The 23,995-nt window shown below is 55.3% G+C and carries 17 protein-coding genes and 1 pseudogene; 5 read left to right on the top strand and 13 right to left on the bottom strand.

Going from position 1 to position 23,995, the window contains the following annotated elements; all coding sequences use genetic code 11:
* Positions 1 to 64 precede the first annotated feature (64 nt).
* Positions 65 to 1,699, bottom strand: a pseudogene (locus HMPREF1628_RS04590) (peptide ABC transporter substrate-binding protein).
* A gap of 285 nt (positions 1,700 to 1,984) precedes the next feature.
* Here HMPREF1628_RS04590 and hrpA point away from each other — a divergent pair.
* Positions 1,985 to 6,700 (top strand): ATP-dependent RNA helicase HrpA, encoded by a 4,716-nt coding sequence (gene hrpA, locus HMPREF1628_RS04585; RefSeq protein WP_034508544.1) that lies wholly within the window; start codon positions 1,985 to 1,987, stop codon positions 6,698 to 6,700.
* A gap of 72 nt (positions 6,701 to 6,772) precedes the next feature.
* On the opposite strand, the gene HMPREF1628_RS04580 is transcribed toward hrpA, so the two are convergent.
* The 12 genes from HMPREF1628_RS04580 to HMPREF1628_RS09165 all read right to left on the bottom strand — a co-directional run bounded on the left by HMPREF1628_RS04580 (position 6,773) and on the right by HMPREF1628_RS09165 (position 20,276).
* A complete protein-coding gene (locus tag HMPREF1628_RS04580) occupies positions 6,773 to 7,312 on the bottom strand; it encodes a PIN domain-containing protein (RefSeq protein WP_232219382.1) in 540 nt (179 codons plus the stop codon).
* 23 nt (positions 7,313 to 7,335) lie between these two features.
* Positions 7,336 to 7,806: a helix-turn-helix domain-containing protein gene (locus tag HMPREF1628_RS04575; protein WP_034508539.1), complete on the bottom strand. Its 471-nt coding sequence runs from the start codon at positions 7,804 to 7,806 to the stop codon at positions 7,336 to 7,338.
* Between the two features lie 219 nt (positions 7,807 to 8,025).
* Entirely contained in the window at positions 8,026 to 8,553 is a 528-nt protein-coding gene (locus HMPREF1628_RS04570; RefSeq protein WP_034508535.1) for a low molecular weight protein-tyrosine-phosphatase, read from the bottom strand.
* A gap of 126 nt (positions 8,554 to 8,679) precedes the next feature.
* Complete coding sequence (locus HMPREF1628_RS04565) at positions 8,680 to 9,684, bottom strand: LacI family DNA-binding transcriptional regulator (protein ID WP_156956879.1); 1,005 nt, start codon at positions 9,682 to 9,684, stop codon at positions 8,680 to 8,682.
* 163 nt (positions 9,685 to 9,847) lie between these two features.
* Positions 9,848 to 11,230 (bottom strand): extracellular solute-binding protein, encoded by a 1,383-nt coding sequence (locus HMPREF1628_RS04560; protein WP_034508527.1) that lies wholly within the window; start codon positions 11,228 to 11,230, stop codon positions 9,848 to 9,850.
* A 27-nt stretch (positions 11,231 to 11,257) separates the two neighbouring features.
* Positions 11,258 to 12,139, bottom strand: coding sequence for a carbohydrate ABC transporter permease (locus tag HMPREF1628_RS04555; RefSeq protein WP_084703233.1), 882 nt, complete (start codon positions 12,137 to 12,139; stop codon positions 11,258 to 11,260).
* 1 nt (position 12,140) lies between these two features.
* The gene (locus HMPREF1628_RS04550) at positions 12,141 to 13,100 is read right to left on the bottom strand and encodes a carbohydrate ABC transporter permease (protein WP_232219381.1); all 960 of its coding nucleotides are present in this window, start codon (positions 13,098 to 13,100) and stop codon (positions 12,141 to 12,143) included.
* 116 nt (positions 13,101 to 13,216) lie between these two features.
* Positions 13,217 to 15,082, bottom strand: coding sequence for a glycoside hydrolase family 2 protein (locus tag HMPREF1628_RS04545; protein WP_052038877.1), 1,866 nt, complete (start codon positions 15,080 to 15,082; stop codon positions 13,217 to 13,219).
* 186 nt (positions 15,083 to 15,268) lie between these two features.
* Entirely contained in the window at positions 15,269 to 16,231 is a 963-nt protein-coding gene (nrdF, locus tag HMPREF1628_RS04540) for a class 1b ribonucleoside-diphosphate reductase subunit beta (protein WP_034508967.1), read from the bottom strand.
* A 61-nt stretch (positions 16,232 to 16,292) separates the two neighbouring features.
* A complete protein-coding gene (locus HMPREF1628_RS04535; protein WP_034508521.1) occupies positions 16,293 to 16,793 on the bottom strand; it encodes a hypothetical protein in 501 nt (166 codons plus the stop codon).
* Positions 16,794 to 16,871: 78 nt separating this feature from the next.
* Complete coding sequence (locus HMPREF1628_RS04530; protein WP_156956877.1) at positions 16,872 to 17,942, bottom strand: hypothetical protein; 1,071 nt, start codon at positions 17,940 to 17,942, stop codon at positions 16,872 to 16,874.
* Between the two features lie 162 nt (positions 17,943 to 18,104).
* The gene (locus HMPREF1628_RS09165) at positions 18,105 to 20,276 is read right to left on the bottom strand and encodes an alpha/beta fold hydrolase (RefSeq protein ID WP_084703231.1); all 2,172 of its coding nucleotides are present in this window, start codon (positions 20,274 to 20,276) and stop codon (positions 18,105 to 18,107) included.
* Positions 20,277 to 20,374: 98 nt separating this feature from the next.
* On the opposite strand from HMPREF1628_RS09165, the gene HMPREF1628_RS04520 reads away from it, so the two are divergent.
* The 4 genes from HMPREF1628_RS04520 (at position 20,375) to HMPREF1628_RS04505 (ending at position 23,863) form a co-directional block, all read left to right on the top strand.
* Positions 20,375 to 20,617, top strand: coding sequence for a CopG family transcriptional regulator (locus HMPREF1628_RS04520; protein WP_186822317.1), 243 nt, complete (start codon positions 20,375 to 20,377; stop codon positions 20,615 to 20,617).
* Entirely contained in the window at positions 20,614 to 20,871 is a 258-nt protein-coding gene (locus HMPREF1628_RS04515; RefSeq protein WP_084703230.1) for a toxin, read from the top strand. Before HMPREF1628_RS04520 ends, HMPREF1628_RS04515 begins: the two co-directional genes overlap by 4 nt.
* 28 nt (positions 20,872 to 20,899) lie before the next feature.
* Positions 20,900 to 22,711 (top strand): ABC-ATPase domain-containing protein, encoded by a 1,812-nt coding sequence (locus tag HMPREF1628_RS04510; protein WP_034508516.1) that lies wholly within the window; start codon positions 20,900 to 20,902, stop codon positions 22,709 to 22,711.
* A 216-nt stretch (positions 22,712 to 22,927) separates the two neighbouring features.
* Entirely contained in the window at positions 22,928 to 23,863 is a 936-nt protein-coding gene (locus HMPREF1628_RS04505) for an acetamidase/formamidase family protein (RefSeq protein ID WP_034508514.1), read from the top strand.
* Positions 23,864 to 23,995: the final 132 nt, after the last annotated feature.

The raw sequence follows: 23,995 nt of genomic DNA, 5'->3' as shown, positions 1-23,995 counted from the left end.
CACTCACAGGAGCGAGGCTCGGAGGGAAACCCCTCCGAGCCTACGCTACCTTATATTCGGGTAATCACTTGGTGATCTGGTAGTAAAGCGGGACGGAGTTCCATCCAAACTGTACGTTGCTTACAGCTTCGGTCGAACCGCCGGTCACGTTGGAGTACCAGAGCGAGATTGCCGGTAGATCCTTGAAGAGGACCGTCTGAGCCTTTAGGTAAAGCTCGTTGGACTCTTCAACCGACTTGGCGCCAGCTGCCTGCTTGAGGAAGCCGTCGAATTCTGCCGAGGAGTAGTCGCCGTCATTCGAACCAGCGCCCGTGGCGTACAGCGGGGCGAGGAAGTTACCAAGACCCGGGTAGTCGGCCTGCCAGCCGGTACGGAACGCGGTCTCGATCTTGCGGTTGGTTACCTCGTCACGTAGCGACTTGAAGTCGGGGTACGGGGCGCCCTTCGCGTCGATGCCGAGCACGTTCTTGATGGAGTTCATGGTTGCGTCTACCCATGCTTGGTGGCCACCGTCAGCGTTGTAAGCGAGTTCGAAGGAGCCTTCCCACGGGGAGATTTCGTCAGCCTTGGCCCACAGTTCCTTAGCCTTCTCCGGATCGAAGTTCAGAACCTCGTTGCCTTCAACGTTCTCGTTGTAACCGTCGATTACTGGCGAGGTGTAGTCGTGTGCCGGGCTACGGGTGCCCTGGAAGATGGTGTCGGTGATCTCCTCGCGGTTGATTGCCATGGAGATTGCCTGACGACGCAGGACGCCTTCTTCACCGCCGAAGTGCGGGAGGCGTTCCGGGATGGTGAAGGACTGGAAGATAGCGGACGGCTGGTTTACAGCGCGGTCACCAAGTTCGCTTTCGAAGCTGGAGAATGCCGAGTCGGGCACTGCGTCAAGGACGTCCAGGTTTCCACCAAGGAGGTCGTTGTAAGCCGCGTCCTGCTGGGCGTAGAACTTGATCTCAACGCCACCGTTCTGGGCCTTGCGCGGACCGTCGTACTTCGGGTTCGGCTTCAGCATGATCGACTCGTTGTGCTTCCAGTCGTCACCGGACTCTAGCAGATAGGGGCCGTTACCAACCGGAGCCGCGCCGAATGCTGCAACCGCGTCGGCGTCGCCAATACCTGCTTCAGGAAGCGGGTAGAACGCGGAGTAGCCCAGGCGGAGCGGGAAGTCAGCTTCAGGCTGGGAAAGCTCAACGGTGAACGTCTGGTCGTCAACAACCTTTAGACCCTCGAGGCCGGCAAAGTCAGCAGGAGCCTCGCCGCCCTCCGGGTAGCCCTTGATGGGCTCGAAGAAGTAGGAGGAAAGGTGCGACTGCGCTACACCCTGATTCCAAGCGTCAACGAACGACTTAGCGGTAACGGGAGAACCATCAGAGAAGGTCTCGCCTTCCTTAATCTTGATCGTGTAGTTCTGAGAATCTTCAGTCTCGATCGATTAGGCGAGGTCGTTCTGCGCAGCGCCGTCTGCATCGTAGTAGACGAGGCCTGCGTAGATCAGGTCAACAATCTTGCCGCCACCGGTTTCGTTGGTGTTGGTCGGGATGAGCGGGTTCTGCGGTTCGGAGCCGTTTGCTACAACAACACCGCCACCGGACTCACCCTCGGGCGCGTTCGCGTCGCCGTCACCGGAACCGCCGGAGCAGGCGGTCAGCGCAAGTGCCGCCACCGCAAAGGGGGCGACTAGGCGCAGGTATGAACGTTTCATTTTTCCTCCGTAAAGTCGGATAACGATGAAGGGCGAAATGTCGCGCTTCATTTGCGTTGAACTTTAGCAGGATGCAGATTTTTGAAATCTGAGCGTTCTAAGTCTGAGACGCTTTATTGTTAGCATTTCGAAACCAAAAGGACACTTTTGCGCTGTATGTAGGGGATTGCAATTTTTGCCGGCCGTAGATTTTTGTGACGTACGCTTACTATTTCGAAACTCTCGTTCCAGATAGCGAGACACTCGAAATGCTTGTGTTCTGGCTATTTTCTTTAGGATAGAAGCATGAAGGGAAGAAAATCTGGGTTCTCCAGCGAAGAACTGGCAGGTCGCGTAGCGGCGCTGCCGGTAATAGCGTTCCCAGAAGAACTTCCCGTGTCCGCCCGGCGCGAAGATATTGCACAGGCCATTGAGAATCACCAGGTAGTGATTGTTTCGGGTGAGACCGGCTCGGGCAAGACCACTCAGCTTCCAAAAATTTGCCTGCAACTCGGCCGTGGCATTAGAGGAATGATTGGACACACCCAGCCGCGCAGGTTGGCAGCTCGAACAGTTGCGGACCGGATCGCTGATGAGCTGGGCACCAAAGTGGGCAAGCGGCCCGGCGACGTGGTTGGTTACCAGGTGCGTTTCACGGACGAAGTTGGCCCCACCACCCTCGTAAAGCTAATGACGGACGGCATTTTGCTAGCCGAGGTGCAAGATGACCCGAACCTGGATAAGTACGACACCATAATCATTGACGAGGCGCACGAGCGTTCTCTAAACATCGACTTCCTGATTGGCTACCTGACGCGACTGTTGTCAAAGCGCCCAGACCTGAAGGTAATCATCACGTCCGCAACGATCGATTCGGACAGGTTTGCAGATCATTTTGCAAAAGCGCTGGGGAAGCCGGTTCCGGTTGTGGAAGTTTCGGGCCGTACCTACCCTGTGGAAATCCGGTATCGCCCCTTGGAGCAGTCCGATCCTCCCTCGAATACTGAGGCTACGGACGACGCCCCGGTGTCAGTTAAGGGCTTAGTTTTAGAGGACGCGGATGCGCCGCTCGCCCTCCTCGGATACGGCATGGGTGAGGACATCGATTACCTAACTGGCATATGTGAAGCCGTTGAGGAGCTTATCGATGAGGGGCCGGGTGACATCCTCGTCTTCTTGGCCGGCGAGCGCGATATTCGCGACGCCACGCACGCGCTCTCTGATTCGCTGGGCCCGCGCTATATTCACGCAGGTGACGCGACGGACAAAAGCCCGGCTAACGGGGTGGAAGTTCTCCCCTTGTATTCGCGCCTTTCAGCCCCGGAGCAGCAGCGTATTTTCAAGCCGCACCCGCGCAGGCGAGTTGTGCTGGCCACCAACGTTGCGGAAACATCGCTGACCGTGCCGGGAATCCGCTACGTGGTGGACCCAGGTTTGGCCCGTATTTCGCGGTATTCGAACCGCACTAAAGTGCAGCGATTGCCCATCGAACCGGTGTCGCAAGCTTCTGCAAACCAACGTTCGGGCCGATGCGGGCGCGTCAGCGATGGTGTGGCGATTCGCCTTTACTCGCAGGCAGATTTTGAGGCGCGGTCGCGCTACACGGAACCGGAGATTCTGCGCACGTCGCTGGCCTCCGTTATTTTGCAGATGATTTCGCTGGGGCTCGGCGCGGTAGAGGACTTCCCGTTCCTGGATGCACCCGCCTCTAAGGCCGTGCGTGATGGTGTCGGTCTGCTAGAAGAAATTGGAGCGGTAACCAGGCGTTCCCCTCGTGATCCCCTGCGACTCACTCGTGTTGGACGCCAGTTGGCTCGCCTGCCTATCGACCCGCGCCTGGGGCGCATGCTGATCGAAGCGGATCGAGAGGGCGTGGCCTCGGAAGTTTTGATTATTGTGGCCGCGCTATCCATGCAGGATGTCCGCGAGCGACCCGAGCAGTTCAAGGAGGATGCGGATAGGGCGCATGAGCGCTTCTTAGATCCGGCGTCTGATTTCATCACCTACCTGTCGCTCTGGCGGTATTTGCGTTTGCAGTCGCGTGAACTTTCGGGCACGCAGTTTAGAAAGATGTGCAAGCGCGAGTTCCTGCACTTCTTGCGGTGGCGTGAGTGGCAGGACGTCGCTGGCCAGTTGCGCGATCTGGCGCGTCCCCTCGGTTTGAAGGTGGACGCGCTCCAGATTCCGTCACGCAAAGAGGTTCGCGATCAAGAGCGCGAGGGCGGAACGGTTGATGCTGCGGCGCGCGCAACCACGGCGTTGACCGCGCGCACATCCGGCCGTAACAGCGAGCAGATCCACAGGGCGCTACTGGTTGGTTTGCTATCTAACTTGGGTTCGTGGGATCAGACCAGTCAGGATTATCAGGGGGCGCGTGGAACGCGATTTGTGGTCTGGCCGGGATCTGGTTTGGCGCGCAAGCACTATAACTGGGTGATGGCTGCGGAGCTGGTAGAGACGTCACGTCTGTTCGCTCGCACGGTCGCGAGGATCCAACCCGAGTGGGTGGAGAAGTCAGCCAAGCGTTTGCTGAAGCATTCGTATTCGCAACCGTACTGGTCCTCCAAGATGGGGGCGGCGATGGTGCGCGAGAAGGTGATGCTGTACGGCCTCACTCTGGTAGCTGATCGGCCCCTGCTACTCGCAAACGTGCCGCATGGAGCGAAGGTGGAGGCGCCAACGAACGCCACCTCGATTGCGGCCCGGGCCGGAGTTACCGGCGGCGAGTTGGGTGGGTCCCCCCAGCAGGTGGCTCGCGAAATGTTTATCCAGCACGCCCTCGTGGATGGTGAGTGGAATGCGCACCATAAGTTTGTGCGCAAGAACAGTGAGCTGCTGGCAAAGATTCACGAGGCAGAAAAGAAGTTGCGCCAGGGCGGCACGGTTTCGGATGATGCGATTTTCGCGTTTTATGACGAGCGAGTGCCGCGTGAGATCGTGTCAGCTGCACATTTTGATGCGTGGTGGCGCCGTCAGCGCGATAAGCGGTTGCTGGAGATGGAGCGCGCGGATGTGCTTCCGGGTGCGCGCGAGGTGGATCAGCGCGGCTATCCGGCTAAGTGGCATCAAGGGGACATCACTTTGCCGCTGCATTATGAGTTCGATCCGGGTTCGCCCCGCGATGGGCTGACGGTTCGCGTGCCTGTGGCGGTGTTGCCGCGTCTGCACGATGCGGGCTTTGAGTGGTTGGTTCCGGGCATGTTGGAAGAGTTGCTCACGGCCACTATCCGCGCTTTGCCTAAGCAGTTGCGCGCCCAGCTTGTGCCCGCGCCCGATGTTGCGCGCGAGCTTGCCACCTGGATCAAGCACAACATTTGGATGTCCGACGATGCGTCGAGCCCCTCATCTGGGCAGGTAAACCCGGACGAGCGGGTTATCGCTTCGAGTGGGAACTCGTCAGGTTCAACTTCGGCTGCGGCGAGCTCGCCAGAGTCTGCGGGCGAGGACGAGGTGGACCCTCGTTCGCTTGAAGCTTCGCTTGGAAGGCTTGCCGCCTGGGCTTCAAAGTCGGGCACAGCGAATCAGAAGTCGATTACGAAGATGAAGCAGGCGTCCGCGCGCTCCTCCTCGCAGTCACAAACGGCTCCAGAATCTAAGCCCAAACCGGTATCCCCCACGGATCAGCAAACGCAGAACCAGCAGTCGGATTTGCCCAAACAGCCGCAGGCCGGCCTCGAAAATCAAGATAAACCGCGAGTGAAGCGGATTCCGGGTACTCAAGCTGGCGAGTTCCTCCCCCACTATTTTGATGCGTTTGTACGCGCTACCGACGCAGTTAAGGGCGTCGATGTTCCACGTGAAACATGGGACGACTTAACGCTGCCTTCGCATGTCACGCCCATGTTCGTAGTGGTTAATGCGCAGGGGCGCGAGTTGCGCTCCGGTGAAGATCTGACGTGGTTGCAAAAGCAGTTGAGCGGGCAGTCGCAAAAGGCGGTTCGTTCGGCAATGCGCGAGGCTTTGGATCAGGCGATGAAGGAGTCGGGTGCAAAGTCAGAGCCGTCTAAGCGCACTAAAAAGGCGTTTGCAGGAGTGCAGGCCTCCCCGAAAGGGCGCGCGTCGGAAGGTACGGCTACTTCGGGGGATCAACCGACCCCAGGTGTTTTTGCGTCGGTCCCGGAATTGGATGGTTTGTCGGATTGGCCCGTTGTTGAGGGAGGTGCTTTGCCCCTCAGCGTGGATGCGAGCACGCAGGCAGGACTTTCTGTTCGGGCATTCCCGGCGTTGGTGCCGCAGGGGTCAGCGTCTGAGCCGTCCGCTGGCGTGCGAGTTATTGCGGAGCGCACTCAGGCCGATGCGAGCCATAGGGAGGGTCTGGCTCATCTGGTTCTGGCGCGCACGCGTTTGGCAACGGCCCGGGTGTCTACTCGTTGGACGGGCCGGGAGGCACTGATTCTAGCTAGCGGACCATACCCGAATACGGAAAGCTTGGTGGCGGATGCACAGTTGGCAGCTGTGGCGTCGCTGATTGATGAGTATGAGACTCCTGCGGTGCAGGTACGTTCCAAGGCCCAGTTTGCGGCATTGGCCGGGTGGGTGCAGGATCGGATTGAGGATCGCACCTATCTGATTTTGAGTTGGGCCGTGGAGGCGTTCGCCGAGTTTGGCGAGCTTGACCGGTTGGTTCGTTCGGTGTCCTCGCCGGCGATGGTCAGGGTGCTGGCGGATGTGCGCGAGCATTCGAATAGCTTGGTGTTTGAAGGGTTCTTAACGCGCGTTCCATTTGAGTGGTTGCAGCACGTGGCGCGGTTTGTGAAGGCTGATCGGTTGCGGGTAGAGAAGACCTCGCAGTCCGCGAGCGTACTTGCACGCGATGAGGGGCTGTGGCGCTCCGTTAAGGATGTGGAGGCTGCATTGGCATCTGCCCGGGCGGCGCTTCCAGCTCACGAGGTGGCCCGAGCCGCGCAGCTGGATGAGTCCCTGTGGCTGGTGGAGGAGCTTCGCGTGTCCCTGTTCGCCCAGGAACTTGGCACCTCAAGAAAGGTGTCACTGAAGCGCCTGTACGCCATCTTGAATGGCTAGCCTGTTGGGCTTAGTTATCCGCGATGTGTTTACGTCCGCCCCTAAATAGATCACATTTGATTGTCCTGCACCTCACTGTTTCTCGCGATACGCAGCAACAAAACCCGGGCAGCTACCCGCTAGAGCCGAAACCAGGTCATCAACCGAAACCGGTGGCTTTTTTCTTGTATTTCTCATTTGTTCAAATGCAATTTCGAAAGCTACCGGATATAGGTCGTACAAATCCAGAAGGAATTCATCACAAGACTTAGCATGTAAACCATGTAGCGACAATGCTTCGTCAGGGAAGTCCTTCAAGTTGTTAGTAATTATTACAGATGCGTTACCTTCAATAGCCGCAGCCACAACATGTTTATCATTTGCATCTGGAATGCCCCGGATTCCTTTTACCAGTTCTTCCCAATTGTGTACTTGAGCATCTGGGAATGACTCGTTCATGCGTGATGTTCTACGAAGCGCACGTTCTTCCGTGGTCCTTCCGGTTTCTACTAATGCTTTCACAACTTCATCCAGAATTTGCGAGCTCCATAATGGAACATATGTTCTCTGATGGGCAAGATGCATTAGAAGGTCTACCTGCACGATTGGGAATAGCACATTCGCATCAAGCACCACACGAAATCCAACCATGAGCTTCAGTCTCGCATTTCCTGAAACTCCAGGTCGTAGAGGCCGTCCTCCTCGGCGTCGCTAACCATCTGTCGAAATATCTCTTCACGCATCTTGCGTTGATCGTTTTCATACTTGAGCAGGTCAGTTAGAAGAATCCGACGATGGCGACTTCCTGGGAGTTTTTCGTAGGGTATCTCTCCCGACTCAAGTTGCTTGATCAAAGTTGGCCTACTGATACCAAGAAAGTCAGCGGCGGCTTGAGTCGTAAGTTTCTTATCTATGGGAACTATGGCAATCGCCTGCCGGTTTTTCATGGCATTAACAACATCAATAAGGGATTTGTATACCTGTTCCGGCAGTTCCAGTTGTTCTCCGTCAGGTCCCAACAACAAGGCTGGAGCAGGAGATTGCTCCAAGAAACGGGAAACGTTCAAGAGCTCTTCTATTTTCTCAGAAGGAAGGGTTACTGACCGTGTTTTTATTGAAGCGTTCATAACACCCAGTGTCGCAATTATTCGAAATATTCGCAATATCTGAAATGTAACGTTTTTGTAAGTGTGTTTTAGGTCTTACAAAAGCACTTTTCCCTGCGATGCACACCGAAATGTTTTGTTCGGAGAGTCTGTTCACCTAGGTCTCCTGTCACCAGGTCGTAGAGACCGCCCTCCTCGCCGTCGCTAGCCTCCTGTTGAAAGCTCTCCACCCAGCTCGCGTCACGTTTCAAGGGCTTCGGTTGCATACTCCACTATGTAGTCGGCAACTGATTCGATGACGTCGAGGGTGTCCTCAAAGTCTTGTTGGGTGCCGTACCAGGGGTCAGGCACGTCGAGTTCTCGCCTGCGCGCACCCGCAAGCGCCGGATCCATTGCGCGGAACATGCGCAGATCAGTGGAACGCTCGTCCCCCACCTGCGGGTTTTCGATCACGTCAATGTGGGTGTGTGCGGACAACCGTTCGACTGCCGCATAGTGGTTTGACGTCATTGCGAGCACGAGGTCACAATCTTTGAGATCTTGCGCGGTGATCTGCCTGGCGAAGTGATTGGGGATGTCATAGCCGCCGGCTTTTAGAGTGCGCTGAGCGCGGTAGTCAATGGGGTTGCCGTGTTCCTCGTCAGAAATACCAACAGAGGTAGCTACGGCGTCAAGGCCAGCGGCTTCAAAGTGCTGATTTAGCACCACCTCGGCCATGGCGGATCGGCAAATGTTTCCGGTGCAAACAAAAAGTACTCGAAACGTCATGGGGCTCAGCCTATCAACGTAGCGAGAAAGCGAAAACCGCAGTTGAACACGTTAGGTCGTGAATGGGTGCCGGCACGAGCAGGAGTAGCGTGCACTGGACGCGCACTTTTGCACGATCTGTAGGCATTAGCGCCGCGTCGAAGATTCCCTGACTACAAGTTCAAAATCAACTCGTTCCTCACCGCAATCGGTGTTCCCGATTTCAATCAGTTCCATAAGCGCCTTTACGGACTGTCTGGCAATAGCAACCTTGTCCGGACTGATTGCGGTTAGCGATGGAAGAGTATAGGATGCCACGTCCGTGTCATCCCAGCCCGTTACCATCACATCGTCAGGCACATGCGCGCCGATATCGGCCAATGCGCGCACTGAGCCCGCCGCAGCAATGTCATTGAGGGCAATGATCGCATCTGGCAAATCATGAGTAGTGAGCCAGGACGTTAAGGCGCCATGCGCGCCCTCGTATGTCCACGGAGATTCCACCACACAATCAGGGGTCAGGCTCAGCCCCTTTTCTTCAAGCGCTTGTTCAATACCACGCCGGCGTTGAGGCCCTGGCCCAATTGTCATCACTGTTTCAGAGGAACCTACAACAACGAATCTTCTCGCCCCGCGCTCCAATAGATGCTCTGTGATCGCCTTTCCGGCTGCTTCCCCATCAACTGCAAAGTGAGGGACGCCAATATCAGAGATCTTCTCTCCCAACAGAACGAGGGGCACGTCAATCTTGGGTAGCTCTTGCCCTGTGAGAACGATCGGGGAATAGATCACTCCATCAACTACGTCTGGTCGGAAACCTTCAAGGGATTTCAGTTCCCGCTCCCGCATTCCTTCGGTCTCGGTGATGAGTAGGGTTTGGTCGTACTTTTGCGCTTCTTTTTGAATGAGGTGCGCTAGTTCGCCAAAATATGGCCAAGAAATGTTTGGTACGGCCAGCGCGATCATGCCGGTACGCCCTGACCGAAGTCTTTGAGCAGCGATATTTGGCCTGTAACCGAGTTCCTGAATGGCGTCCTGCACTTTCTTGCGGGTCTGGTCAGAAACATGCACGTAGTTATTAACAACGTTTGAAACAGTTCTTTGCGAAACGCCGGCAAGCGCCGCAACGTCTTGCATGTTTGGTGGTCGCAAGCCCTAACTCCATCGCCATTTTGGAAATAGTGAAACTACAAAACAAGAATCAAACACAAGTTTACAGACAGTGCCCACGATCCCCATATTGCGACTTAAACGTTGGGTGCCCACCGATTCAAACCGATGGGCACCCTACGTTGGTGGACAGATAGCTGTCGATTTACTTGAGGATTCCCTCAACAGCTGTCTGAAGCTTATCTAGCGTCGATTTAATGTCAGCATCATTCAGCCAGGTAGCTTCGATGGTCTCTTGGATAGATGAATCAATGGCAGACCACTCAACAACACGTGGAGGCAACGTACCGTATGCCTTTGCAGTTTCCAGGTACTGCTCGCGGTGCGGAGCTGCGAGGTACTCTTCGGAGTTCAAAGCCGTGTTACTTGCCGGCATGTGTCCCGTCTTAACGCCCCAGACTCCAGTGTTTTCGTAGTAGAACTTAGCAAGCTCAAATGCTGCACGGTACTGTACAGGATCGCCTTGTTCCTGAACGGGAACCGTCCAGACGTGCGAGTTCGCCCAAGTTGCAGGCTTGTCAAATAGCATCGGCGCGTCAGCTACCTCGTAATCAAAAGGCGTCTCAGCTTCAAACTGGTTGACTGCCCATGAGCCGTTGTACATGATGGCCGACTCCCCGCGCAGGAAGGCCTGCATGGAAGCATCATAGTCGTGAGTCTTTGCGGTAAATCCTCCATCAACTAGCTTGTTGACGAGCTCGAGAGAGGTTACAGCTTCCTCACTGTTCATGTTTACTTCACCGCTCTGCGGATCCAAAAGCGTTCCACCCTGCTGGTAGATGAAAGTCTCCCACAGGCGCGAAGCCATCGGATCAGCAGTCATTGCAACGTCCAGGAAGTTCTTCCCGGTCTTGTCTTTCACAATCTGAGCGTGCTCGAGGAATACCTTCGGGTCTGTTGGAACTTTGTACACTTCGCCCTCTGCGGCCAAACCTGCCTCGCGAAGAATATCCATGTTCAGGTGGGAAACCGTTGCGTGCGAATCGAAGGGAAGCGCGTATTGCTTACCGTCATACTCAACCGCTGCAGATGCCGGGTCAGTGTAATCAGAGGTGTCAACACCAATAGATTCAGGAACCTCCATGAGTAGGCCCCTATCTGCATATTCAGGCAGGTTCGATCCGTGCATTACGGCGATATCAGGCTTTTCCGAACTAGCCAGAGCTGTATTCAGGCCATCGTAGTACGAGTGCCAGGCGGATCCACCCAACCGCTCGACCTTGATCCCCCAAGCATTTTCAGCTTCGAACTTGTTTGTCAGGATCTGGATAGCTTCACATTCTGTGGTCGCCTTATCCATGTCAGTAACACCATTGGTGGTTTCGTTACAATCGCCAAAAAACCGCGCCAAGGTTATCGTGGCGCCCTGAAGGTCATCATCTGAAACCTCTGCGATTTTCTGGAGCATGTCCTCGTTAGATCCAGATTCGCCTCCGGATCCTCCCGAGCCACTAACACCGCAACCCGTAAGAGCTAGTGAAACAGCGCCCAGCACCATTGCTGGAACACCTAATTTCCTTAACCTCATTTTTCTCTCCAATCTTTCTTGGGTTTGTTACTTTTCTCCAGAAGACATGGACACGCCTCGAATGAGGTACTTCTGGAAGAAAACGAATACAAGTAGCAAAGGCAACGTGCCCACGATTCCTCGAGCCATCAATGAACCTAGCTCCGTTGATTGCGAGAAGGTCCCCTGCAACGATGCAAGACCTGTCGTGATCGTAAACATTGCAGGTTTCGTGGCAGATACGAGTGGCCACAGATAGTCATTCCACGTCTGCACAAATGTGAATGTTGCTAGAGCGATCAGTGATGGGCGGGCAAGGGGCAGCATTACCGAGTAGAAAATTCTCCAGGAAGAAGCCCCATCAATGCTGGCTGCCTCTTGAATCTCATCCGGCACTTGCGCAAAGAATTGCGTCATTATGAACACGCCTAAAGGAAAAGCGATTCGTGGCAGAATCAGCGCCAAGTAGGTGTTATGCAGGTTAATGTCGCTAAACATCATGAACAGAGGAATGAACATTGCCTCTTTAGGAACCATCATTCCGGCCAGAGTGAGCGAGTAAACCGCTAATCTGCCCGCAAAAGGCAGCTTAGCAAAGGCGTACCCGGCCATCGCGCATACCACTACCGTGACGATAGTGGTTATAACCGTGACAATGGTGGAGTTTAGGAACCATCGCAGAGTTGCTCCTGTGAGGAAAGCATCAGCAAAGTTAGAGAGCGTGAATCCCTGTGGAAGCAAGCTTTGCGAATTGATCTTTAGAACGTCATTTGGCGTCAGCGCCAACGACAACATCCAGATTAGAGGGATGAGCCAAATCAGAACGATTAGGATCATCAAAGCGTGGTACAGCACGTTCGCCGTGTTTCGCTTAGGGTTTGGTTTCGGCTCGGTTACCTCTGGAGCGAGAGAGAGTGTCTGAGCAGTCATTTCAGTTGCTCCTTTCGCGCGACATGAGGAACTGGATAAGTGAAACAAAGACCATGACTACGAATAGGAACAGTGACATCGCGGAGGCATACCCCAGGTTCGAATCCCTGAAGCCGGTTTGGTAGATGTATCGAACCAAAACATCTGTAACGCCTCCAGGCCCACCATTTGTCATGATGTTTACCTGACCAAAAATCTGGAACGATGCGATCACCTGGGTAACTACAACAAGTAGCGTCGCATGCTTCAGTCCGGGCAAGGTGATCGATACAAACTTTCGCCATGGCCCCGCACCATCTATTGCTGCAGCTTCATACAGAGTGGGATCAATGTCTTGCAGGCCAGCTCCGAATAGGATCATGTTGAAGCCCACCGTCCACCACACGGTAGTCACAACGATTGCGGCCATTGCAGTGCGTGGATCCGACAGCCAAGCCACTACGCCAACGCCTAATGTGTCAGTCAGTTTGGCAACTATTCCTCGCGAGGGGTTGAGCATGTATCCCCAGATAAGAGTGGCTACCGATACTGGAAGGATGTACGGGACAAAAAGGGCTGCTCGATAAAATCCATTTCCTTTTTTGCCCAGATCAAGCAATAGTGCAAAAGCTAGGCCCAACCCAGCAATGATCGGTGTTGACACGATCGTGAAAACCACCGTGTTCTTGAACGCGTTCCAAAAGCGCGGGTCGTTCCAAGCCCCGGTGTCTCCCGCATTAAAGCCGAGCAGAAAGGCAGCCACGATCAGGGAAGCAACTAGCAAGATTTCACCTGAACGAAGGCGATTATTGCGTACTGCCCAAACTGCAGTTACCGCAGCAAGAACCAGAAGCGTTAGTTGCACCCACCAAGAGGATCCAACGCTCCACTCAATTCCGGCCCCTCCAAGCATCTGCTTGTAGTTATCGAATCCCACCCACTGCGGTGTTCTACCAAGTAAATCCCAATCGAAGAAGCTCATCAGTACCGCCTGGATAACGGGGTAAAGGATGAACGCTATGTAGAACAGCAGAAATGGAACTGTGAAACCAAAATTGGTGAACCGGCGCCTGATATCACGAGCACTACGTGTTGAGGTCATTTTTCAGCTACCCCCACTGCGTGTTCGGTTACCACTCGGGGACGCACTTGAGAATCGTGTGGCTTTGAGCAGGTAATAATCTCTCGAACGGTTTGCTTCGGCAGTTTCGGTTTCCTATCAGGAGTGCAAATCCCGTTTACCTCCTGCGCGGTATCCGTTAGCTGCGTGTAGCAGAAACCGGCCAAGAAAGGTGATTCAAGTAGAGCAAAAACAAGTCCTTTAAAGACCTTCTCGTACTCTTCCTTAGAACCAACCGTCCTGTAACCCCAGTGCTTCGAATTCCCCTCATCCAAGGCGATTCCTCCGAATTCGGAGACAATGACGGGTTTATCGAAATCCCAATCCGAATCGAGGAGGGTCCGACGCCCTTGGGGACCGATGCCGTTTACGGATTGCCTCATGGCGCTTTCACTCGCGTACGCGCACTGGAGCTGCTCCGGCTTATCCGCGTAATCGTGGGTGGTAACTATATCCGTAGCGGGCTGTTCCCAACCGTCGTTTGAACTTATTGGGCGCGTGTCATCTACCGCGCGGGTTAGATTCGCCAGCCCCTCCACAAAGGCTCGCTGCCTTACATCGGCGGCTATCTGCGGAACACCCCAGGATTCGTTTATTGGAACCCAGGTGATGATTGACGGAGACGACCTATCTCTACGAACCGCACTGAGCCATTCTGCAGAAAGATCAGTCAAAGCGCTGTCGTCAAAAACGTATGAGGAGGGGAACTCTGCCCAAAGCAGGAGCCCAAGGGAATCTGCCCACGCCAGGTAGCGGCGATCCGGGGTTCTCTCATGAATTCTTGAAAGGTTGAACCCAAGGTCCAAGATAAGTCGAATCTCATCTCGAATGGCTTCAGGCGAGGGGGCAGTAAAGTAACTCTCTGGCCAGTATCCCTGGTCTAGAATTCCCCTGATGTATACAGGCTGGCCATTGATGTGAAGGTAGTCCTCTGACACACTAACGCTTCGGATACCCGCATAAGACACTACGCGATCCACACCGCGGCCAGATTCCAAGGTTAGGAAGAGGTCAATCAAGTTCGGATGCGCTGGCGCCCACAACCATTCTTGTGAATCCATGTTGTTCTTGATTTGCGGAAGAGGAATCACCACATCAAAAACTCGCGTGTTAGGGCAAACCGAAATGTCGGCAATATCGTTGTTCTTGCTCCTGGCCCTAACCGTGAACTTGGTGTTCGCTTCAGGCTCCTTCGACAAAGTGATCTGGCCGATCAGCTGCGCACCTTCAACATCAGAGCGCCAATACAGATCTTCGATAGCCAGCCCCGGGCGAGCTTCTAGCCAAACATCGCGCCAAATTCCTGTACTGCGTTCGTACCAAATTCCATTAATTTCTTTACGCCAAGACTGCTTACCCCTCGGCTGGCTAGCAATAGGGCAATCCTTGGCCCGAACCACTACTTCGAAAGGAGCATCGCCCTCAAGCCGTACCGAGAAAGGCGTGTAACCTCCGCGATGACGAGCGGCATGCTGGCCGTTAACCCAAACATCGCACTCGTAATCCACCGCCTCGAAGTTTATGAACCACTGCGGATGCTCCAACGAGCTTGTCAGATTCTCAGCTGTAATCGTTCGTTTGTACCAAACAACTTCCGAGTCGTTCTGAGGGTCTTGCCATACATAGCCAGACCTCTTTGAGTCGGGCGGGAACGGCACGATAATGGCATGACCAAAGGAATCCGACCTATCGGTTTTATACCACTTCTGATCTAGCCCAACGTCATCGGGATCTTCTTGAAATCCCCATTCGCCATTAAGGCTGTGCCAATCTTCTCTGCACAGCTGCGGCCGTGGATAGCCGGCTTCTAACCATTTGAAGAAATTGTCATCGTTGACTCTCATATACCGACTATATGCTACGTAGCAAAGATATTTGCCACGTAGCAAACAAATCTTGTAACAATCTGATTACTTTTGTGACGCACGCCATGTTTATGAAAGAGCCCGGACTCGTATGTGCAAGTCCGGGCTCTTCTGCTTTACCTTGGCAAACCACCTCAAAATCGGTGGTAAACCTCAGTTTTCAAACTAGAAATCCCAGTCGTCGTCCTCAGTGTCTTCGATGTCGCCGATAACGTAAGAGGAACCTGAACCGGAGAAGAAGTCATGGTTCTCGTCCGCGTTTGGCGAAAGCGCAGCCAAGATTGCGGGGTTGACGTCCGTGCTCTCCGGCGGAAATAGCGACTCGTATCCCAGGTTCATGAGGGCCTTGTTCGCGTTATAGCGCAGGAACTTCTTCACGTCTTCCGTTAGACCTAGCGGATCGTACAGGTCTTCCGTGAACTTCTCTTCGTTCTCGTACAGTTCGTCCAAAAGCTCGAACGTGTAATCCTTCAGCTCGGCCTGGCGCTGCGGCGAGGCCTCTGCAACCGCCAGCTGGTACTTGTAACCAATGTAGTAACCGTGCACGGCCTCGTCACGAATAATAAGACGGATCAGATCCGCCGTGTTCGTAAGCTTGGCGTGCGCCGACCAGTACATGGGTGCGTAGAAGCCGGAGTAGAAGAGGAACGACTCAAGCATCGTTGAGGCAACCTTCTTCTTCTCCGGGTCATCACCCACGTAGAAGCTGTTAATGATCCGCGCCTTGTTCTGCAACTCCGCGTTCTCTTCAGACCAGCGGAACACCTCGTTAATCTCGCTGGTAGAAAGCAGCGTGGAGAAGATCGAGGAGTAAGACCTGGCGTGCACGGACTCCATGAAGGCGATGTTCGTGAGCACGGCCTCTTCGTGCTGCGTGCGCGCGTCGGGAATCAGCGAAATCGCGCCGACCGTGCCCTGCAGGGTGTCAAGAAGCGTGAGGTTTGTGAAAACCTTATTGGTCATATCCTTCTCAGCGTCGTTTAGCGTGCGCCAAGACGGGATGTCATTCGACAACGGAATCTTTTCTGGCAACCAGAAGTTACCCGTAAGCCTGTCCCAAACTTCGAGGTCTTTTTCGTCCTCAAGCTTGTTCCAGTTAATCGCTTCGAAAACGTTTCCTTCAGCCAACTTCAACTGCGCCTTTCACTTGCAACCGATCATGCACGCGTGCCGCGTGACTTCCTTACTATTACTGATTTTTGAGGGCGAAGTAGGTTACCCCGCAGGCCACTGCGCCAAGAGCTAGCCCCTGACGAATGTGTGGCATCTTCTTGCCCGCACGCTTGCGACGCTCGCCGCGGTGGAGGATGTAGCGCTCCACAAGCGAGTTCACTTTAAGTGCGGCCGCTACCGCCCCAACGCCAATACCCACCTGCGTAGCCACGGGCAGATCACCGAAGTTCTTCTTCCAGGAGTACTGCAGTTGCGCTCCCGCCTCTTTCACGTCCTCAGCGGTATAACCCACGTGCTTGTAGTAGGCGCCAACCCCTCCGAGCAGGGCGCTCTTTGCCACAAAGCGAGTGCCGGATCCGCGCAGAATGTCAGGCATTGCGTACCATGCGAATGTAGTTAGCCCAAGCACAATAGATTCGGTCTCAACGGGGTTGTCAACGCTCCAGTCGTGCAGCTCGGTCAAAGTCTTCACAACCTCGCTTTTAAAGTCTTGTTCGAGTGCGGCTTGCGTGCTCATGGCTGCTCCTAGCATTCTTAACAACAGTTACGGTCTAGTGTAGTTCGGCTGGCAGACTAGGGCGAGACAAGCAACAGGCTACTTCTGCGCCGCTTTGAAAAGCTTGCCGTCAGGATCCTTTGCGCCAAAGACTACAAATCGTTTTGACGAGGCCTCAGTCAGCTTATTCGTCAGCAGCACAGTAGCTACCGCTTCGGTTTCGCTTGTATCGGCAGGTAGTGGAATAAGGGGACCGCTTGCGGACTCAGCCGCCAAAATGAGGCTGGCTGGGTCGTCTTGCGCGGCAACCGCTGTCACGGAGTTCTTTTCAACTTTCCGCGCGGTTGCAGCGTTTAAGGCTACTGACTTAACGGACCCGCTGATGGAGCTCTTGCGGAACGATCCTGCTACTTCGTCCACCAGCTTCGGGTCTAGCGCACCGATTCCTACAACGTAATCCGGTTCTAGGCTTGCAGCGATTTGCTTGGCCTGCTGTACGTGCTCTTTGCTGACCAGGAGCACGGGGCCATCCCCCATGGTGCCAGCAATCGCCACGAGCGCATCCTTGTTCTCGTCGTCAGCCCCCACCAGGTAAACGCGTTTGGCGCCCTTTGAGTAGGTGGCCTCCGCAATCAGGTTTGAAGTAGCCTCGGCGGATTCACCCTGCCAGGTCAATAGTTCAACCTGTCCGGTAAGGGCACCGTTGTTATCACGAGCGGTTTGCGCGAATTCGCGTGTGGACGCGCCGGCTTGTTCAGTCACTCCCTCGCCAACAACAACTACGGTTTCGGGGCAAAGTCGCGCGATTTCAAGTAGTGTGCGCTCGCTAAGTTCCCCATTCTTTTCAGTGAAGAGGACGGGGCCGGGACGCTGCGATTTGGGAGCTCCCGCGATGGTGGCGGCGCTGGCATCCACAAACGGGTTGATAAGGTAAACGGTTTTTGCGGACTGATTGAATTGGCGTATGGAAGTTGCAATAGCGGTTTCGCTTGGGGCTTCTTCGTAACGCACCATCTGAATGTCGCCGGCAAAAGTGGTGGAGATGAGGGTTGTGCGCGCGTCCATCGAGAGATCAGGCGCGGCAAGGGCTGGCGTAGCAAGGGAAAACGGCAAAACGATTGCCGCCCCCATCGCTAGGAGGCGGCTATTTGTGAGCCTCTTTCGCCTCATAAAACCCCACATTCGCACTCGAATGTACTAATTGTAGCCGTTTCAACTAGACACGCCAATAGGTGATCAAATCGTGACTATTCATTTCATTCCGAAATGATGCGGCTTACGCGGCTGGAACCATCACAGTTTGCGGCAGACTTCGGCGAGAAATCTATGCAACTAGTCTTCGAGCAGATTTTGCAGGTGTTGGAACACCGCAGCTCCGTCAGCTCGAAGTCCGTCGTGCTGGTATTCGTTGGTCACCCAGGTGCGAATGCCGGCAAGCTCCGCGGTTTTAAGCGACAGGTCGGTGGGCACAAACATGTCTTCGAAGTAGACGGCTGCGGCTCCAGGCACTTCGTTGTTTGCCAGCTGCTCGGGGTTGTAAACCGGCTCCCAGTCCGTGAATGCCGCGAGTTCGTGCGCCAATTCTCGCATGGGAGCAAGCGCAGGATCCTCCTCGTAGATGAGGGGGTACATGTGCTCGCCGGTCAGGTAAACCGGGCTTTCGGCCCGGTAGTCCGGCGCGGGCGCGAACCCTTCGGGGATGCCTGATCCCACCTCGGCTAGCAAGCGCTCAGCGGCCCAATTTGTAGCCTCACCGCGAAGGGCTGGCGTAGCGCCGGCGTAAATCGTCTCGTGCAATACCCCGTACATTGGCGAATCCCCCTGCGAGAGCTGGCGCCCCACCATGTCGAGGAACTGCGTGTTCAGACGCTTCTGCCCGCGCACGCTCACAAACGGACCCTCAAAGAAGTAGTGCAACTGGTCAAATCCGGTGGTGGTTCCAAGCATGAGGCCAAGCATGCGCAGGCGCCGGGAGGTCAGGCGCTCCCCCGTTGGCAAAATCTCTTCATGTGTATCGAGGTGGGTGAGCACGTCTTTCAGTGTTTGCTGGTCTGCCTCGTATCGCTTGAAGTAAACCTCGTTGCGAGCCGCTGTTGCGCGGTAGGTGCGACGGTATATTTCGTCAATGCTTACCAGGCCGGGCAGGCCGCCCGTGTAGTAGACCGCCGAGAGGCCCTCGGGGGCAAGGGAAAGGTACGACGTGTTGATGAAGCCGCCGTAGGATTGGCCCAGGCTGGCCCACTTCTTGCCGGCGTTGATTTCACCGCGCAGCAGTTCTGCGTCGCGCACCATGTTGTCCGCGCGGAAGTGCTTAACGTAGTTGACCTGGTCTTTGACCGTAGCGAACTCAGAAAGCGTCAGGGCGTCCAGGCGGGTTGAAAGGCCCGTGCCACGCTCGTCCATCAGGATCATTCGGTGGGTCTTCAGCGCTTCACCGATCCAGCCACTGTTGAAGTCGCCGGGGCGCGGCGCGCGTCCGCCCGGGCCTCCCTGCATGAAAATGATTGCGGGCTGGTCAGTGTTTGGACCGTTCTTATCCAGCGTCACTTCGCGGGCAAACAGTTCGATCTGGCGGCCATTTGGATCGGAGTAATCCAGCGGCACCTGCAAACGGTGTTCAGTTACGTGTACGCCATGCTGAATGTAAGCGCGGCGGCCCGGTCCCTCACTAGCTGATTTTGAAACCACGCTGCTGACCGGATCCACCCTCTTTCCTATCCGTTGCCTGTCCTCTATGTGCTTCTCGCCCGTGTTGCCGGCCTCTTTCAATGCGATTTCCCTGACGGGCGCGCTTTTCCTCGCGGGTTCTGCGTTTGGCACAGCAGTCTGTGAACGCTCGTTCGAACTATCTTGTGCGGGCTCGTCGAATGAGAACAGCATGTCCATCTCATTCACAGGCTCTTCGGGTCTACTTCCTTGACCGCCGGTTGCGTGCATTACGTTGCCACTTTTCGAGGACGGCTCGGATTCTTCACCGGCCGAGTTCACCTCTTCGGACGGACCCGCGTCAGCTTCACCTCGGCCGATGTGAGAAAACCCCGGCCCCTCTTTAACCGTTTTCCCGCTTTGAATTGCGGTTGCTGCGCCGCGGGCAAGGTCGTCAGCGCGCTCGTTCATGTTGTGATCGTTGTGTCCGCGCACCCACTCGAACTCGACTTTGCGGCCCTTCTTACGGGCGTATTCAAGCTCTTCATCAAGGGCTTCCATGATTTCACGATTAGCTACCGGCTTGCCATCGCCCTTCTTCCAACCCTTACGCTTCCAAGCGAAACGCCATTTGGTGAGGGCGTTAATGACGTACTGCGAATCGGCAAAAATATGCAGGTCTTCTTGCGTGCCCCTGGTTTGGCGGAGGAGGTCGAGTACGGCGAGCAGCTCGCCCACATTATTCGTGCTCTCTTCTAGCGCTCCTGCACTCCAGTTTTGCTCGTCCATGTACCAAGCCCAGCCGGCAGGGCCGGGATTTCCCAAGGAGGATCCGTCGGTGGCAGCAATCAAAGTCATACGCTCATTCTAACGACGAAGCCAGACATCTTCTTAAAGCAATGACTGCCAGGCAATCTCTCTTCCCTTCCTCACCTATTTCGTATTACGATATTCATATGCGTGAAACTATTGCAGGTAAAGAAGTCACCGAAGAACAGATTGAGAAGTGGGTTCAAGAAGCTGAAGCGGGATACAACGCCACGCAACTGAAAAAACGTGGCCGGCCAGGCCGCGGGGCCGAACCAAGTCAGGTTGTTGCCATCCGTTTCACTGCCGACGAGTTGAAACGCATTGACCAACGCGCGGCGCAAGAAAACATCACCCGATCCGCACTGATTCGCGAAGCGGTTCTGACGTGAAGATTTCACTGCACAACTCAGCACGAAAACATCAAGAACGCGATCATATTAACGATGACGACATTCTCAAGGCAGCAACGTTCCCTCTGCGGGTCGCTGCTTTGGATGATGAGAATCCCCAAAGAGAACTGAGGCTCGGTTTCGACAACGCAGGAAGACTATTAGAGCTTGTAGTGCTGATCTTTGACAGCGGGAATGAGCTCGTTATCCATGCGATGAAGGCTCGGGCACAATATCTCGATTTGTTAAATTAGAGCGGGTTTACAGGTTTTAGGAAGTAACATGGCAGACTTTTATGATCGCGGCAATCAGTATCGAGGCGGGCGCGACGGCGATTTTCGTGACAATCGCGTCCACGGCGGTTTCCGCGGTGATCGGGGCGTATACCGCGGTAAGCGCGAGTTTGAACGCAAGTCGGGTTCGGATCAGGATCTGATTGATCGGTTCCACGAAATTGACGGCCGCAACTACGGCCAGTACAAGTCCGTGGTTGGCGATTACGACTATGGCGATTTCACTTTGCATATCGACCGCGTGCAGTCTGACCCGTACGCGCCACCATCGCAGTTGCGCGCTACGGCCTCGCCGGTAAAGATGGGCATCCCTGAAGATCTGCTTGATACTCGCGAAAAGCGCGTAGCTGTAGCTGATTTCTTGGCGCGCGAGTTCGCGAAGAACAGTTCAAAAACCCCAGAGATCCGCATTGCGCGTTGCGGCCAAGAGATTTTGGAGCGCTCTTACGCATCCGTTGACAAAACCGCGGTTGAGGTGCGATTCCAGTGCCAGTTCCCCGCTCGCGGACGCACAATCATGGGGCGTTCCATGGCGCGCCTTGCAGATGTTGATATTCCGTACACGGTGATGGACACGTTCGATTTTGTTTCCGAGGACGCCGCGCAGCACCTAGCTAATCTGCGCCGCCACGTGGAAACGTACGTGGATTACCAGGCGTTGCAGGCCGCTCTGGCAGATAACGATTGGATTGGTTTTGTGGCGAATGAGTCGGTGCTGGCGCGCCGCTCTGGCATTTCGGATTATCCAATGGATGAGGCCGTGCGTTTCACTTCGCCAGAATCACTGGAGCAAACGGTGACCCTGCCCCATGCGGGCGAGGTTAAGGGAATGGCGTTGAAGCCGGGAATTACGGTGATTGTGGGCGGTGGTTATCACGGTAAGTCCACGTTGCTGAATGCTTTGCAGCGCGGCGTTTACGCTCACGTGCCAGATGATGGCCGCGAACTTGTTGCGGTTGTGCCCAGTGCTGTGAAGGTGCGTGCCGAGGATGGCCGGGCAGTCACTTCGGTTGACGTGTCCGCGTTTATTAATGACCTGCCGGGCGGGGCGGATACCGCGGCTTTTTCTACGGAGAATGCGTCGGGTTCAACTTCGCAGGCGGCCTCGATTGTGGAGGCCGTGGAGGTGGGCTGCCCCGTGCTGTTAGTGGATGAGGACACCTCGGCTACTAACCTCATGATCCGCGATGAGCGTATGCGCGCTCTGGTGGCGGATGAGAAGGAGCCGATCACCCCGTTTGTGGATCGCATTGGAGGGCTGGCGAGGGCTGGCGTTTCAACGATTTTAGTGATGGGCGGCTCCGGTGACTATCTGGATGTGGCGGACTTGGTGCTCATGCTGGATAGCTATGTGGCGCATGACGTGACGCAGAAGGCGCGCGAGGTTGTGGCGGCTCAGCCGCGTGAACGCATGGACGTGGAGGATTTCCCGGCTGTGAAACAGCGCGTGATGCTCCCGCTTAAAGCGCATGGCGGTAAGGCGAAAACGAAGTCTAAGGGGCTGGATAGCATTTCGCTGGATCGTCAAGATATTGACGTGTCCAACGTGGAGCAGATTGTGGACGGAGGCCAGACGGAGGCCATCGCATGGGCGATTCGTGCGCTTACTGATGGGGAGCGCGCAACCGCGTTCGATGGCGAAACCACGCTGACGCAGGCTCTGGGGGCACTCGATGCCATTATCGAGCAACACGGCCTGGATGGTCTTGGCGGTCCAGAAAAGTCGGCGTTCATGGTGCGGCCCCGCATGGTTGATTTAGCGGCGGCGCTTAACCGCTACCGTTCAATCCGGATCGCTTGATACCTCATCCATCCGATTTCAGAGGAGCCGCGTTGCGCGCAGTAGCGAGCGGTAGAAGGCTCGGCGGCGCGTCAATGAGCAAGGCTTTTGATGAGCGCGCTGTCCACCTTGTGGATCGTTTAGAGGTGGCTTCGCCCCCTCGCATGCCATTTGGATAGCATGGCCAAAACCCCGTGGCGGGAAACCGTGAACGCCACCTGAATGGTAGGAGTCCAAATGACGCACATCGATCATTTTCTTGGCAAGGAGTATGGCCGCACAAGTTTTGATGCCAGTATTGCTCCGGCTCTGCGCATCCAGCCGGGCACGGCCCAGACGATTGGTTTTGAAACTGATGACGCTCTTTACGCGGAGCTGCACGATAAGAAGGATCTAAGCCAGTGTGAATCCACGATTAACCCGGTTACGGGCCCGGTTTATGTTGAGGGCGCGCAGCCTGGCGACACGCTGAAGGTGACGATTCGTGACATTCAGTTGAAGGAGTACGGCTGGTCCGTGTCGCTTCCCGGGTCTGGCGCTCTTGCGAGCCGCATGGGTGAGGATGTGTTTTCGCGTCAGATTCCAATCGAGGATGGCGTGGTTAAGCTAACGGAAAACCTTTCAGCTGGGGTTCGCCCGATGATTGGTTGTATTGGTACGGCTCCTGCGGGAGAGCCGGGTTCGACGATCATGCCGAGCTTCCCTTCCGGTGGCAACATGGACCTGACCGACGCGAAGCCAGGATCGACCGTGTACCTGCCTGTTGAGGTGGAGGGCGCCTACCTTTCCATTGGCGATATTCACGCGATTATGGCGCGCGGTGAGTCCTCTTTTGTGGCTATCGAGGCCGAGGGCGTAGCTGTGGTTGAGGTTGACTTGGTTAAGGGTAAGAAGATTCGCGCACCCCGCATTGAGACGGCCGATGAGTGGTGTTTCATCGGTATTGGCAACCCGGTGCAGCAGTCGATCACTAATGGATACGAGGATATGTTTGACTTCCTCACCGTCGATAACGGTTGGGATGAGGGGGATGCTTACGTAGCGATGAGCGCCCTGGCACACTCGGAGCTCGGTGGGCCCACCGGCTCTGAGAACCCGGACCCACTACACCCCTTCAACGCAATCGGCGCAGTCACCGTTCACCGCTTGCCAAAATCGGTACTGGAGGCCTAGCAACGCCCTCGGGAATCATGTCAGTGACATGCAAAGAATCACAGCTTGCATTGTTCGATCGGTCGACAAAAATTTGAAGACTTGACGACATAATGGAAGTAATCATTCAGCCCGCCTCGAACTCGTTCGAGG

Origin of the sequence: Actinomyces sp. S4-C9 (assembly GCF_000758775.1) — a bacterium.
Lineage (GTDB): Bacteria > Actinomycetota > Actinomycetes > Actinomycetales > Actinomycetaceae > Gleimia > Gleimia europaea.
This window is presented reverse-complemented; position numbering and strand designations above follow the sequence as displayed.

What these genes read in the sequence shown, in the direction of transcription:
- hrpA (WP_034508544.1), top strand. Translation starts at nt 1,985, where the DNA reads ATGAAGGGAAGAAAATCTGGGTTCTCCAGCGAAGAACTGGCAGGTCGC.
- HMPREF1628_RS04575 (WP_034508539.1), bottom strand. Translation starts at nt 7,806, where the DNA reads ATGAACGCTTCAATAAAAACACGGTCAGTAACCCTTCCTTCTGAGAAA.
- HMPREF1628_RS04570 (WP_034508535.1), bottom strand. Translation starts at nt 8,553, where the DNA reads ATGACGTTTCGAGTACTTTTTGTTTGCACCGGAAACATTTGCCGATCC.
- HMPREF1628_RS04560 (WP_034508527.1), bottom strand. Translation starts at nt 11,230, where the DNA reads ATGAGGTTAAGGAAATTAGGTGTTCCAGCAATGGTGCTGGGCGCTGTT.
- HMPREF1628_RS04555 (WP_084703233.1), bottom strand. Translation starts at nt 12,139, where the DNA reads ATGACTGCTCAGACACTCTCTCTCGCTCCAGAGGTAACCGAGCCGAAA.
- HMPREF1628_RS04550 (WP_232219381.1), bottom strand. Translation starts at nt 13,100, where the DNA reads ATGAGCTTCTTCGATTGGGATTTACTTGGTAGAACACCGCAGTGGGTG.
- HMPREF1628_RS04545 (WP_052038877.1), bottom strand. Translation starts at nt 15,082, where the DNA reads ATGAGAGTCAACGATGACAATTTCTTCAAATGGTTAGAAGCCGGCTAT.
- HMPREF1628_RS04535 (WP_034508521.1), bottom strand. Translation starts at nt 16,793, where the DNA reads ATGAGCACGCAAGCCGCACTCGAACAAGACTTTAAAAGCGAGGTTGTG.
- HMPREF1628_RS04530 (WP_156956877.1), bottom strand. Translation starts at nt 17,942, where the DNA reads ATGAGGCGAAAGAGGCTCACAAATAGCCGCCTCCTAGCGATGGGGGCG.
- HMPREF1628_RS09165 (WP_084703231.1), bottom strand. Translation starts at nt 20,276, where the DNA reads ATGACTTTGATTGCTGCCACCGACGGATCCTCCTTGGGAAATCCCGGC.
- HMPREF1628_RS04520 (WP_186822317.1), top strand. Translation starts at nt 20,375, where the DNA reads ATGCGTGAAACTATTGCAGGTAAAGAAGTCACCGAAGAACAGATTGAG.
- HMPREF1628_RS04510 (WP_034508516.1), top strand. Translation starts at nt 20,900, where the DNA reads ATGGCAGACTTTTATGATCGCGGCAATCAGTATCGAGGCGGGCGCGAC.
- HMPREF1628_RS04505 (WP_034508514.1), top strand. Translation starts at nt 22,928, where the DNA reads ATGACGCACATCGATCATTTTCTTGGCAAGGAGTATGGCCGCACAAGT.